Here is a 13,563-nt window from a genome sequence, read left to right as displayed (position 1 = left end):
GGCGTGAAGGCGGCCCGCCGGAAACCCGGCAGGCCGTTGATTTATGCTGCTCAGGGCAGGTTTTTCACATCCTCGATGTGCAGCGGCATCATGTTCTTGTTCATGTTGTACATGACCCAGAGCGAGCCGGAGAGCGTGATCAGGAGCACCACGACGGTGAAGATCAGCGCCATGAAGGTCCAGCCGCCTTCGGACTTGGTGTCCATGTGCAGGAAGTAGATCATGTGCACGAAGATCTGGATGACGCCGAGACCCATGATGGCGATGACCAGCAGGGTCTTGTTTTCAAGAACGTCGCCCATGACCAGCCAGAAGGGGATCGCCGTCAGGATGACCGACAGGACGAAGCCGATCATGTAGCTCTTGAACGTGCCGTGGCTCGCACCATCATGGTGATGATGGTCGTCGCCATGCGCGTCGTGATGTGCGTGTGCTTCGGAACTCATCAAAGAACTCCCATGAGGTAAACGAAGGAGAAGACGCCGATCCAGATGACGTCAAGGAAGTGCCAGAACATCGACAGGCACATCAGGCGGCGCTTGTTTGCCGCGATCAGGCCGTGCTTGGCGACCTGGAACATCAGCGTGACGAGCCAGATGATGCCGAAGGTGACGTGCAGACCGTGCGTGCCGACCAGCGCGAAGAAGGCCGACAGGAACGCCGAACGCTGCGGACCCGCGCCTTCCGCGATCAGGTGATGGAACTCGTAAAGTTCCACGGCGAGGAAGGCGAGGCCGAAAAGGCCGGTCACACCCAGCCAGACCAGCGTGGCCTTTACCTTCTGCTTTTCCATTTCCAGCATGGCGAAGCCATAGGTGATGGAGGAGAAAAGCAGGAAGCCGGTATTGATCGCCACCAGCTTCAGGTCGAACAGGTCGGCGCCGGAAGGGCCGGCCGCATAGTTGCGGCCGACAACGGCATAGGTGGCAAACAGCGTCGCGAAGATAAGGCAGTCGCTCATCAGGTAGAGCCAGAAGCCCAGCGAGGTGCCGTTCTCCGGGTGATGGTCTTCCTTCAGGTAGAAGACCGGTGGTTCAGCGCCGTCGACGCTTTGTGCAGGTGTATGAGACATGTTCCGTTACGCCTGTTCCGCGAGCAGCTTGGTACGTTCCGCTTCGACCGTGGAAACGTCGGAAGCCGGAATGTAATAATCGCGATTGTAGTTGAAGGTATGGGCGATGGAGACCGCGATGATGGCGAGCATCGACAGAGCCGCAAGCCACCAGATGTGCCACACCAGTGCGAAGCCGAGAACCACGCTGATGGCGCTGATGATCACGCCCGCGCCGGTGTTCTTCGGCATATGGATCGGGATGAAGCCTTCCTTGGGACGGTTGTAACCGCGCTTCTTCATATCCGCCCAGGCGTCGACATCGTGGATGACGGGCGTGAAGGCGAAGTTGTAGGCGGGCGGCGGCGACGATGTCGACCATTCCAGCGTACGGCCGTTATAGGGGTCGCCGGTCACGTCACGCAGCTTGTCGCGCTTCAGGAAGCTGACGATGAGCTGGATGACGAAGGAGGCGATACCGAGCGCGATCAGGAAGGCGCCGAAGGCGGCGATCACGAACCAGATCTGCAGGGAATTATCCTCGAACTGGCTGATACGGCGGGTGATGCCCATCAGGCCGAGAATGTAAAGCGGCATGAAGGCGAAATAGAAGCCGATGAACCAGAACCAGAAGGACAGCTTGCCCCAGAACGGATCGAGCCGGTATCCGAATGCCTTCGGGAACCAGTAGACGATACCCGCAAGCACACCGAACACGACGCCACCGATGATGGTGTTGTGGAAGTGGGCGATGAGGAACAGCGAGTTGTGCAGCACGAAGTCCGCCGGCGGAACGGCGAGGAGAACGCCGGTCATGCCGCCGATGACGAAGGTGATCATGAAGCCGATCGTCCAGAGCATCGGAACGTCGAACTTGATGCGGCCCTTATACATGGTGAAGAGCCAGTTGAAGATCTTCGCGCCCGTCGGGATCGAGATGATCATCGTGGTGATGCCGAAGAAGGCATTCACGCTTGCGCCGGAACCCATGGTGAAGAAGTGGTGCAGCCACACGATATAGGCGAGGATGGTGATGACGCCCGTGGCGTAGACCATCGAGGCGTAACCGAAAAGGCGCTTGTTGGAGAAGGTCGAGACGATTTCCGAGAAGACGCCGAAGGCCGGCAGCACCAGAATGTAGACTTCGGGATGGCCCCAGATCCAGATGAGGTTGACATACATCATCGGATTGCCGCCGAGATCGTTGGTGAAGAAGTTTGTGCCAACGTAACGGTCGAGGGTGAGAAGGGCGAGCGTGCCGGTCAGGATCGGGAAGGAAGCCACGATCAGGATGTTCGAACACAGCGATGTCCAGACGAAGATCGGCAGGCGCATCATGGTCATGCCAGGCGCGCGCATCTTGATGATCGTTACGATCAGGTTGATGCCTGAGAGTGTCGTTCCCACACCGGCGATCTGCAGACCCCAGATATAATAATCGACCCCGACGCCCGGGCTTCCATCGATGCCGGAGAGCGGCGGATAGGCCAGCCAGCCGGTCTGCGCATATTCACCGATGAACAGCGAGATCATGGTGATGACGGCGCCGGCCGTGGTCATCCAGAAGGAGAAGTTGTTGAGGAAGGGGAAGGAAACGTCGCGTGCGCCGATCTGCAGCGGCACGACGAAGTTCATCAGACCCGTGATCATCGGCATGGCCATGAAGAAGATCATGATGACGCCGTGGGCCGTGAAGATCTGGTCGTAATGGTGCGGTGGAAGGTAACCTTCTGATCCGCCCGATGCGATCGCCTGCTGGACGCGCATCATGATGGCGTCGGCGAAACCGCGCAAAAGCATGACCAGCGCCAGAATGATGTACATGATACCGATCTTCTTGTGATCGATGCTCGTGAACCATTCATTCCAGAGATAGCCCCAGAGGCGGAAATAGGTGAGGGCGCCGACGACGGCGATACCGCCCAGAGCCACCGCCGCGAAGGTCGCGACAAGAATGGGCTCGTGAAGCGGGATGGACTCCCATGTCAGCTTCCCGAACAGGAACGACGTTTGATCGGAATTGACGATCATTTTTAGCCTCTTGCGATTCTAAGACATAAGATCGGCGCAGCCATTGGCCGCGCCGCATAATGCCGGGACGTATCCGTCAGCCAGCGACTTGTTTCGTTTCCGGCAGCGCCGCAGGTTCGAAAGTCTGTCCTTCGAGCGCAGCCGGAGTGGATTGGGGACCGCTGGCGACGCCAAAGGGCGCAAGCGGCGTGCAGACGACGGAATTCAGCGCCTTGGCGATATCGATGCCTTCCTTGCCGCCGCCGCCATTGGCGTCGATATGCATCATGTCACGCATGCAGAGCTTGTTGGGCTCGACGCAGCGGTTGAGGATGGCGCTGTAGAGTTCGGGATCGACCGAAGCGAAATATTGTACCGGCTCGCGCTCGGAAGGCTTGGCGAATTCCAGATATTCCTGACGGCCGAAGCCCTTGCCGCCCTCTTTCGCCTTGGCAACCCACTGGTCGAAGCCCTGCTGGCTGAGGCCATGGAACTTGAAGCGCATGTGGGAGAAGCCGGGGCCGGAGAAGTTGGCCGAGAAGCCGTCATAGACGCCTTCCTTGTTGATGACGGCGTGCAGCTTGGTCTGCATGCCGCCCATGGCGTAGATCTGGCCGGCGAGCGCGGGCACGAAGAAAGAGTTCATCGCCGTCGTGCCGGTGATCTTGAAATTGATCGGAACATCGACCGGAGCGGCGAATTCATTGACGCTGCCAATGCCGAGTTCGGGATAGAAGAACAGCCACTTCCAGTCCATGGCCACCACTTCCACCGTGATCGGTTTGACATCGGCGGTCACCTGGCGGTTCTCGTCGATACGCTCCAGCGGGCGATAGGGGTCGAGACGGTGAGTGGAAATCCAGGTAACCGTGCCGAGCATGAGGATGATGGCGACCGGAGCCGACCAGATCACCATTTCAAGGCGCGTGGAGTGGTGCCACTCGGGATCGTAATCCTCGGCCTTTGCCGATTCCCGATACTTCCATGCGAAGAAAAGCGTCAGGACGATGACGGGGACGATGATCAGCAGCATCAAGACCGTGGACGTGATGATAAGATCGCGCTGCTGGATGGCGACGTCGCCCGAAGGGTTCATCACCACGAGGTTACAGCCGCTGAGCAGCAGCAGAGCCGGGATTGCCAGAAGGGCGGATAGGATTTTTTTGATCGTGCGCACGTTCTTTGAACTCGTACAGTTTGGATTATGCCGCGAATAATTGCCGAACATCATTTTTCAAATGAGGTATATTGTCGCGGTGCAGCGAAACCTTCGCGATGCACCATGTCTCGGGCAGAGCTGCGTTTAAGGACGGAGCGCGTGCATTATCGCATGGTCGGCTGACTGGGCAACCCTTTATTGCCAAACTTCAATTGACGTTACGTAGGGTGCGTGTGACAATCCGTCGCATCGTAACGCAACGGAAGAGGAGCCGGCGCGTTACAGGAAATGGTTCGTCCATGACGCAGGAGGGATATTATGAGTTATACGAATGCTGCTCCATCCTTTGGGCAAGCGCCGGAGGCGAACGGAAATGGGGCCGGTCCCGTTAAGGTCGATCCGGATCGCATCACGATTGCGGTCATTCTTGCGAGAATGACGGAATTCTTCGACTTTTTCATCTATGCCATCGCTTCCGCGCTCGTTTTCCCCCACGTCTTCTTTTCTTTCGTCGATCCACTGACGGCGACGCTTTATTCCTTCGCGGTTTTCTCATTGGCCTTTATCGCAAGGCCGATCGGCTCGCTGATCTTCCTCCAGATCGACCGCAAATTTGGGCGCGCCGTGAAGCTGATGGCTGCTCTCTTCACGCTCTGTGGTTCCACCATGGCGATCAGCTTTCTTCCGTCCTATGCGGAAGCGGGCATACTTGCCCCCTGTCTTCTGGCGGTATTCCGCATCGGCCAGGGCCTTGGGCTTGGCGGCGCATGGGACGGTCTGGTTTCGCTGCTCGCCATGAATGCACCGCAGAAACAGCGCGGCTGGTACGCCATGATGCCGCAGATCGGTGCGGCCATGGGCTTCGGTCTCGCCAGCGCCTTTTTCATCGTCTTCGTGACGCAGCTTTCCAATGCGGAATTCCTCGCCTGGGGCTGGCGTTTCCCGTTCTTTGTGGCGCTGGCGCTGAATGTTCTCGCGCTCTTCGCCCGCCTGCGCATGATCGTGACGCCGGAATTCCAGGCCATGCTGGAACAGCACGAGCTGGAACCGCGCCCCATGTTCAAGATGCTGCGCTCGCAGTTTCCGGTGGTGGTCACAGGTGCATTCGTGCCGCTGGCAAGCTTTGCGCTCTTTCATCTTGTCACGGTCTTCCCACTGAGCTGGGTTTCGCTCAACACCAGCCAGCGCGTCTCGGACTTCCTGTTCGTGCAATTCGTCAGCGCCATCATCGCCGGCGGAATGATCGTGGTCTCCGGTATTCTGGCCGACAGGATCGGCCGGCGGAAGCTTCTGGCCATCGCAGCGGTGCTGATCGGCCTTTTCAGTCTGGTTGCGCCGGTTCTTCTTGGTTCCGGCGATATTGGCCGTTATCTCTTTGTGCTGATTGGCTTTTCGCTGCTTGGCCTGTCCTTCGGCCAGGCGGGCGGCGCGCTTGCTTCCCGCTTCAGCCGTGAGTACCGCTATACCGGCGCATCGCTCACCTCGGATATTTCCTGGCTGATCGGCGCCGGTTTCGCGCCGCTCGTCGCGCTCGGATTTTCGTCCAAATTCGGCCTTTTCGCGGTTGGCATTTACCTGATGTCGGGTGCGCTCTGCACGCTGATTGCCCTCTGGTTCAGCCGCACGCTGGACATGCCTTCGGAGTGATCCGGGCAATTTAAAAATCTCTGCAGCCATCGCGCCGCGGAATCCTGTCGGATTTCGCGGCGTTTTTGTTTTTTTATTGCGCCGGGTCGATTTTAATCTTGACTCGGTCGATCATGAAATATTATGTAAGCAATACTGACGTAATTAAGTGTATCTCACCGCCGGAAAGCCGGCCATCAGGGAACGCGATGCGAACGACGACGATCATTATTTGCGAAAAAGCGGCCATTGCCGCCAAGCCGTTTGACGGCCGCAAAACGACCGTTCGCGCCATTAAACGCCGATAAACAGAAGAATGAGGAGCAGCCAGGTCGCCTGCGGCTCCGCCCGCAGAGTGCCGGCTGACGCGCCGGGTTTCGGGAAAGAGGGCGATGCCGCGCGAAATGCGCAATGAGAGGAGAGTGCCTTGAGCGTGACGGAGCAAAAATTCGGCCTTTACGATGCGGCTTTTGAAAAAAGCAGCTGTGGTGTCGGTTTCATCACCCGCAAGGACGGCGTGCAGACGCATGATGTGCTGAAGCGCGGGCACGAGGCTCTCTGTGCCGTGCCGCATCGCGGCGGCATGTCGGCGGAAGGTGTCGGCGATGGTGCCGGCGTGTCGCTGGATTTGTCGCTTTCCTTCTTTCGGGAATTGACCGGTGAGGCCGGCTTGCAGGCCGGCCGGTTCGGCGTCGGCAATTTTTTCCTGCCGCAAAATCCGGCTTTCCACGGCGAGGCTGTCGGTATCATCGCAAACGCCCTCAAAGAGCAGGGCTTTTTAATCCTGCTCGTTCGCGATGTGCCGGTGAATGACGCGGCCATCCGTCCCGCCGCCATCCCTTACCAGTTGCCGATCCGCCAATGGGTCTTTTCGGCTCCGGCCGAATGCGCAACCCTCGCCGAATTTGATTGGCGCATCCACAAGGCGCTGCTCGCCATCGAGGCGCTTGCCTATACGGTGCCGGAACTCGCCGGCTTTTATCCGCTGTCGCTCAGCGCCCGCACGCAGGTTCTGAAAGGCCGCCTCAACTCCCATGAGGTCATGCCCTATTTCTGTGACCTCACCGATCCGCGTCATGAAGTGCATACGATGTATTTCCACACGCGGTTCTCCACCAATACCGATCCGCACCCCTCCATGGCACAGCCCTTCCGCCTGATGGCGCATAATGGCGAACTCAATACCGACAAGAAGAACCGGTTGTCGGAAGCGGCCGTGGCGCTGGCGAAGAATGCCAGCATCATCCGCCCGAAGGGCCAGTCGGACAGCTGCCGTCTGGACCAGACCCTGCAGGCGCGGGTGATGGAAGACGGTCTCGACCTCGTCACCGCCGTGGTCTCGATGATGCCGCCAGCCTGGGAAAACGACGATACCCTGTCACCCGACGTCAAGGCGATGCTGGAATATTTCTCGCTCTATGAGGAGAAGAATGACGGCCCGGCCGCGCTGATCTTCGGCGACGGCACCATCATCGGTGCGCGCCTTGACCGCCTCGGCCTACGTCCGCTGCGTACCGTCGAGACGGAAGATTATCTCTGCGTCATGTCTGAGGCCGGGCAGATCGCCTTTCCGGCGGAAAGCGTCATCCGCCGCGGCCGCATCGAGGCGGGCGGCATGCTTTATTACGACCATGCAGAACGCCGCGCCTTTTCCACCGTCGAGGCGCTGGAGCTTCTCGCCTCGCGCCGCGATTATTCATCCCTGCTGCGCGAAGCCCGTGTCATGCTGGAGGATCTGCCGGAAGTGCCGGCGGAAAAGCAGGGTTCGCCGCTGCGTTACAATGGCGATCTGGAGCGGCACCAGCGTTATGTCGCCTATTCGCATAATCAGGAAAGCTTCAAATTCCTGATGGACCCGATGCTGGCCTCAGGCGCGGAAAAGATTTCGGCGATGGGTTACGGCAATGCCATCAATGCGCTTTCCGATCAGGAAGGCGGCGTCGCGAAGTATTTCTCACAGCGTTTCGCGCAGGTCACCAATCCACCGCTCGACAGTATTCGTGAGGCCGACGGCATGACGTTGCGTGTCGCCCTCGGCGCGAAGCCGAACAGCGGGGCGAAGAAGGCCCGCCAGATTGTTGTGCGTTCCCCGATCCTGACCCATCTCGATATGCTGCGCATCCGCGAGCAGTCGGAGACGCCCCTTCGCCGTTTCGAAATGCTCTATTCGCCGGTCTTCGATGTTGCGGGGGCCAATGAAGCCGCCCTGCGGCAGGCAATCGATGGCCTCTGCGATGAGGTTGTGGCTTTTGCGGCTGAGGAAGGCGGCATCGCCATCATCACCGACCGGCACGTTTCGGCAAACCGTGCGGCCTTGCCGATGATCATGGTCGTCTCCGCCATCAATCAGCGGCTGATCGAGGAAGGTCTGCGGCTGCGTGTGTCGCTGATCGTTGAAAGCGGGCAATTTTCCTCTTCGCATCACATTGCGGCGAGCCTCGGCTTCGGCGCTTCGGCCGCCTATCCGCTCGGTGTGCAGTTCCGTGCCGAGGAGAAATTCGGTGCCGATGCCGACAAGGCCTTCAAGCGTTTCGCCAAGGCGGCGGAAAAGTCGCTGATGAAGACCATGGGCAAGGTGGGCCTGTGTACGGCGGAAAGCTACATCGGCGGCGAGTTCTTCGAACCGAATTTCCTCGATACCGACGATGCGGTGCTGAAGCGCTATTTCCCCAACGTGAAGACCCCGGTTGGCGGCGTCAACTTCGCCGTCATCGCGCAGGCCGTGGCGGACTGGCACCGCAAGGCGCTGTCCGTGAAGGGCGAAAACGACATACCCCTGCTCGGTCTCTTCAAGGAGCGCGCGGAAGGTGCCGGCCATTCCTATGGCACGACGGCTGTTCGCGGTTTCGTGGATATGACCGAGGAAAAGATCGGTTTCGACAAGGGAACCGAAAACGAGGAGGCTTTGCGCCTGCTGCCGCTTAACCGGCTGGAAGATGCCTTCGGTCTCAACGATGCGGCCTATTATCACAACAGCTTTGACCGGCTGACCCCTGACGCAATCGACAGATTCGAGGTAACGCCCGGTTACCGCGCCTTCGCCCGCATGATGGCGGAAGAAAGGGCGCGCCGCCCGGCCGCCCTGCGCGATGTTCTGGAATTGCCCGCCGATGTGACCTTCGCCGGTTCCGCGGAAGAATTCCGCCGGGAAATGGGCCGTTTTTCCCGGCAGGGCAATAACAGCTTCATGGTGCGCGGATTGCGCTGCGAAGAGGCGGGAGACGGCGCTTTCCGGCTGCAATTGACCGGCCCGCACGGTCATGAGCTTGCCCGGCTTGCCGCACTCGGCCAATCGCTGCTCGACCGTTTCGGCGCGGATATTCCCGGCCACTGGCTGGAAGGCGGCGCGCTCATGGTTCAGGCGGAGGGCGAAGCCTCCGCTTATCTCTCGCTTATCCGCACCGCGCCGGAAAGCATTCCGCTCGATGCCGTTCAAAAGGCGAGCGAGATCACCAGGACCCTAGCATCGGGCGCCATGAGCCATGGTGCGCTGGTTGCTGCGGCCCATGAGGCGGTTGCCCATGGCACCAACATGGTCGGCGGCATGTCGAATTCGGGCGAGGGCGGTGAGCATATTTCCCGTTATGGCACCATCCGCGCCTCGCGCATCAAGCAGTTCGCCTCCGGCCGCTTCGGCGTCTGGGCCGGTTATCTTGCCGATCCGATGCTGGAAGAGATCGAGATCAAGATCGGTCAGGGCGCAAAGCCGGGTGAGGGCGGGCAGTTGCCGTCTCCCAAGGTGACGGTGGAAATCGCCGCCGCGCGTGGCGGCACGCCGGGTGTCGAGCTTGTCTCGCCGCCGCCGCATCACGATACCTATTCCATCGAGGATCTGGCCCAGCTCATCCATGACGCCAAGGCGGCGCGCGTGCGCGTCATCGTCAAGCTGGTCTCGTCGGAAGGCATCGGCACGATTGCGGTCGGCGTCGCCAAGGCGGGGGCGGATGTCATCAATGTCGCCGGCAATACCGGCGGCACGGGGGCAGCTGCCGTCACCAGCCTCAAATATACCGGCCGCGCGGCGGAAATCGGCATTGCCGAAGTACATCAGGCGCTCTGCGCCACCGGCCTGCGCGCCAAGGTGCTGCTGCGCTGCTCCGGCGCGCACCAGACGGCGAGCGACGTGGTGAAATCCGCACTCCTCGGCGGCGACAGCTTTGAATTCGGCACGACGGCGCTGATGATGCTGAAATGCGTCATGGCCAAGAACTGCAACATCAAGTGCCCGGCCGGTCTCACCACCAATCAGGAGGCCTTCAACGGCGATCCGCGCGCTCTGGCGCAATATCTCATGAACATCGCCCATGAAACGCGCGAGATTTTGGCCGGGCTTGGGGTTGCCTCACTGCGGGAAGCACGCGGCCGTTCCGATCTTCTTCACCTCCTCGATCATCCGGCCAGCGTCGGCCAGCTTGACCTCCGGGCAATGCTCGCCGTGGTCGAAGAGGTGAGGATCGACAGCCCGGTCTATATGGAAAAGGACTTTGCGCTTGATGATGCCTTCATCGAACTCGTGCGCTCGGCCCTGGTCGACAGCCGGCGCGAGAATATCGAGCTTGGCGGCAATCGTTTCCTCAACAATTGCAACAAGAGCGTCGGCGGTCAGCTTGCCGTCGATATCGAACGCATGCTGAACCATGAACTTTCCGACGAAGAGGCGGATGCGTTACCGGCCGTCAAGCGGGACAGCCGCGGTCGCCGGTTCCTGGAGGCGGGTTCGGTGCGCATCGATACGTCCGGTTCTGCCGGACAGTCCTTCGGTGCTTTCTGCAACGACGGCATGGTCATGGTCCATACCGGCACCTGCAATGACGGCGTCGGCAAAAGCGCCTGCGGCGGCACCATCGTCGTGCGCTCCCCCGGCGGCGGCTCGGAAGAGGCGGGCGGCAATGTGCTTGTCGGCAATTTCGCGCTGTTCGGCGCCACCGGCGGCCGCACCTTCGTGGAGGGGCAGGCGGGTGACCGTTTCGCGGTGCGTAACTCCGGCGCCACCGCCGTGGTCGAAGGCGTGGGTGATTTCGCCTGCGAATACATGACCAACGGCGCGGTGCTGAATCTCGGCAGCTTCGGCAAGGGTTTCGGCAACGGTATGAGTGGCGGTTTCGTCTACCAGTATGATCCCTATGGCGACCTGCCGAAGAAAGTCAGCCACGATTCCATCCTGCTCGGCGCGATCACCGGTGAGGATGAACAGGCTGCAATTCATAATCAGGCCATCCACCAGCTTCTGACCTGGCATGTCGCAGAGACCGGCTCGGCCAAGGCGGCATGGCTTCTGGAAAACTGGGAAAGCGAACAGCATAACTTCGTTTACGGCATGCCACGCGCCCTGCTGCTTTATCAGGACAGCGATGAGATTCTGAAGGCGAAGCCCCGCAAGGAACTGCTGGAGGAACTCGCATCCGCGCTTGCCGCTCATCAACTGCGCAAGTTCAAGCTCGCTTATCGTGACCGCAAGGCCGTCCTGAACGGAACGGTGCCGGGTTATGGCGAGACGGATACCGAGGAAATGTATGCGCTGCTCAACAATTATACCGTGTTGAGCATGGCGCAGGCCATCGCCCTGCAGCGGGTGCCGATGGCGTCAGGTCCTTCCGACCCGGCCATTGAAAAAGCCGTGCGCAATCTCATCCTCACGGAAGACTATGCGCTGATGCAGCGGCTGCTGAGATATGCCCGCGAGGCGCTTTCGGACCATAGCGATGAACAGCTTGCGGTGATGATCGCCGCCAAGCGTCTCGACGATTACAAGCAGGCGCTGGCGCGCAGAAACATCTGGTCGGTGGACAGCCCCGGCACCTATGGCTGGATCATTCAGCAGAACCGGAAAAACATCGAGAAGATCGGCCGCCTGCCGGGCTTCGAGGAGCTTTTCGCAGCCCGCGCCATCCCCGACCTCGCCACCGCATCCAGCCACAGGGCAGCATGATGAAGATACCTTATATTCCCGAAGACGCGCCCTTCAACGGTGATCAGCGCGCATGGCTTTCCGGTTTTCTGGCGGGGCTCCATTCCCGCGCCGCCATCGGCCTGGAGACATCGGTTGCCGCCGCTGCTCCCAGGGCGGCGGCCAGCGTGCTGAATATTCTCTTCGGCACCCAGACGGGTAATGCCGAGGCGCTGGCGATGGATATTGCCGCCGCCGCCCGCGCGCAGGGCATGCAGCCGGTGGTGACGGCACTCGATGATGTCTCGATGGACAGTCTCGGCGCGATGAAACGGGTCATCGTCGTCACTTCGACCTATGGCGAAGGTGAAATGCCTGACAATGCCCAGCTTTTCTGGGAAGCGCTCGCCGCGGACAGCGCGCCGCGTCTGGACGAGGTGAATTTTGCCGTCCTCGCGCTCGGCGATACCGGCTATGACGGCTTCTGCCAGGCGGGCAAGCTTATCGATACGCGGTTCGAACAACTCGGCGGCAAGCGTATGAAGACGCGTATCGACTGCGATATCGACTTTGAGGACGCTGCCGCCGCATGGATCGGTGAGACCCTGCCGCTCGCGCTTGCTGTCGATGGCGGCAGCGCGGCATCTGTCACCATGCCCGACATCGCCGAGCCGCCCGTACGGGCAAAACAGGGCTGGAGCCGAAAAAATCCCTATTCCGCTGAGGTAAGCGTCAATCGTCGTCTGTCCGGTCCCGGCTCGTCCAAGGAAATTCGCCACTACGAATTCGATCTCGGCGAAAGCGGCCTGGACTATGAGGCGGGTGACGCTCTTGGCGTCGTGCCCCTGAACGATCCGAAACTGGTCGGCGCGCTACTGGAACACTTCGGGGCGGCTGCGGACAGCCAAATCGCCGGGCTGGACCGGCCGGTCGGCGATGCGCTTCTCAACATGGTCGAGATATCGACGCCCTCGCGCGAACTCGTCGCTGAAATCGGCAAGCGGGCGGGGCATGACGAACTCAGCCACATTCTCGCAAACGGAGACAGGGAGCAACTGGCCGCCTTTCTCTGGAGCAAGGATATTCTCGACCTCATCAATCTCGGCGGAAAGCCGCTATTCGATGTTGCTGAATTCGTGACATTCCTGAAGCCGCTGCAACATCGCGCCTATTCCATTTCCTCCAGCCCTCTGGTTGCAAAAAACAGCGTGCATCTGACCATCGCCAGCGTACGTTATCGCGCCGAGGGCCGTGAGCGTGGCGGCGTGTGCTCCACCTATCTCGCCGACCGCGTGGAGGCCGGGCAGAGTGCCGGGATTTTCGTCTCGCCGAACAAGGCGTTTCGTGTGCCGCAGGACAATGATGCGCCTGTTATCATGGTGGGACCGGGCACGGGCATCGCGCCCTTCCGGGCTTTTTTGCAGGAACGGCAAGCCCGAGGCGCAAACGGTAAAAACTGGCTGTTTTTCGGCGACCAGCACCGGCAGTCGGATTTCATCTATGAAAACGAGCTTGGCGACATGAGCCGCGATGGTGTGCTCACCCGCCTCGACCTCGCTTTCTCGCGGGATCAGGTGGAGAAGATCTATGTCCAGACCCGCATGCGGCAGAACGGCAAGGCGCTCTATCAATGGCTTGAAGAGGGCGGTTACTTTTACGTCTGCGGCGACGCGACCCGCATGGCGAAGGATGTCGACGATGCCCTGCACGGCATCGTCAGCGATGAGGCCGGCATCTCCGCCGAGGCGGCAAGCGAGTATGTGAACCGGCTGAAACGCGAAAAACGTTATCTTCGCGACGTCTACTAACGATTGCCATGACGAGACCGTT

7 protein-coding genes are annotated in these 13,563 nt (G+C 60.1%); 3 read left to right on the top strand and 4 right to left on the bottom strand.

Annotated features, from left to right (window positions below; translation table 11 throughout):
* Nucleotides 1–50 precede the first annotated feature (50 nt).
* The 4 genes from cyoD to cyoA form a co-directional block, all read right to left on the bottom strand.
* On the bottom strand, nucleotides 51–446 hold the full coding sequence (gene cyoD / locus ACQZ5N_RS13490; protein ID WP_003514416.1) for a cytochrome o ubiquinol oxidase subunit IV: 396 nt from the start codon (nucleotides 444–446) through the stop codon (nucleotides 51–53).
* Nucleotides 446–1,072 carry a cytochrome o ubiquinol oxidase subunit III gene (cyoC, locus tag ACQZ5N_RS13485; protein ID WP_003524364.1) on the bottom strand — a complete coding sequence of 209 codons (627 nt, stop codon included), beginning with the start codon at nucleotides 1,070–1,072 and terminating at the stop codon, nucleotides 446–448. Before cyoC ends, cyoD begins: the two co-directional genes overlap by 1 nt.
* 6 nt (nucleotides 1,073–1,078) lie before the next feature.
* On the bottom strand, nucleotides 1,079–3,082 hold the full coding sequence (cyoB, locus tag ACQZ5N_RS13480; protein WP_003524365.1) for a cytochrome o ubiquinol oxidase subunit I: 2,004 nt from the start codon (nucleotides 3,080–3,082) through the stop codon (nucleotides 1,079–1,081).
* 76 nt (nucleotides 3,083–3,158) lie between these two features.
* Entirely contained in the window at nucleotides 3,159–4,289 is a 1,131-nt protein-coding gene (gene cyoA, locus ACQZ5N_RS13475) for a ubiquinol oxidase subunit II (protein ID WP_080852864.1), read from the bottom strand.
* Between the two features lie 249 nt (nucleotides 4,290–4,538).
* Here cyoA and ACQZ5N_RS13470 point away from each other — a divergent pair, with 249 nt between their 5' ends.
* The 3 genes from ACQZ5N_RS13470 to ACQZ5N_RS13460 all read left to right on the top strand — a co-directional run bounded on the left by ACQZ5N_RS13470 (nucleotide 4,539) and on the right by ACQZ5N_RS13460 (nucleotide 13,541).
* Nucleotides 4,539–5,867 carry an MFS transporter gene (locus ACQZ5N_RS13470; RefSeq protein ID WP_196378199.1) on the top strand — a complete coding sequence of 443 codons (1,329 nt, stop codon included), beginning with the start codon at nucleotides 4,539–4,541 and terminating at the stop codon, nucleotides 5,865–5,867.
* A gap of 406 nt (nucleotides 5,868–6,273) precedes the next feature.
* A complete protein-coding gene (locus ACQZ5N_RS13465) occupies nucleotides 6,274–11,775 on the top strand; it encodes a glutamate synthase-related protein (RefSeq protein WP_448733157.1) in 5,502 nt (1,833 codons plus the stop codon).
* Complete coding sequence (locus ACQZ5N_RS13460; RefSeq protein ID WP_448733156.1) at nucleotides 11,772–13,541, top strand: sulfite reductase subunit alpha; 1,770 nt, start codon at nucleotides 11,772–11,774, stop codon at nucleotides 13,539–13,541. Before ACQZ5N_RS13465 ends, ACQZ5N_RS13460 begins: the two co-directional genes overlap by 4 nt.
* The last annotated feature ends 22 nt before the right edge of the window (nucleotides 13,542–13,563 follow it).

It is taken from the genome of Agrobacterium sp. 22-221-1, assembly GCF_053522445.1.
Note: the sequence above shows the minus strand (reverse complement) of the source record. Positions and strands in the feature narration are given on the sequence as shown.

Bases quoted from the DNA above. Each gene is read 5' to 3' on its own strand.
- cyoA (WP_080852864.1), bottom strand. From the start codon at position 4,289: ATGTTCGGCAATTATTCGCGGCATAATCCAAACTGTACGAGTTCAAAG.
- cyoC (WP_003524364.1), bottom strand. From the start codon at position 1,072: ATGTCTCATACACCTGCACAAAGCGTCGACGGCGCTGAACCACCGGTC.
- cyoD (WP_003514416.1), bottom strand. From the start codon at position 446: ATGAGTTCCGAAGCACACGCACATCACGACGCGCATGGCGACGACCAT.
- ACQZ5N_RS13470 (WP_196378199.1), top strand. From the start codon at position 4,539: ATGAGTTATACGAATGCTGCTCCATCCTTTGGGCAAGCGCCGGAGGCG.
- ACQZ5N_RS13460 (WP_448733156.1), top strand. From the start codon at position 11,772: ATGATGAAGATACCTTATATTCCCGAAGACGCGCCCTTCAACGGTGAT.
- cyoB (WP_003524365.1), bottom strand. From the start codon at position 3,082: ATGATCGTCAATTCCGATCAAACGTCGTTCCTGTTCGGGAAGCTGACA.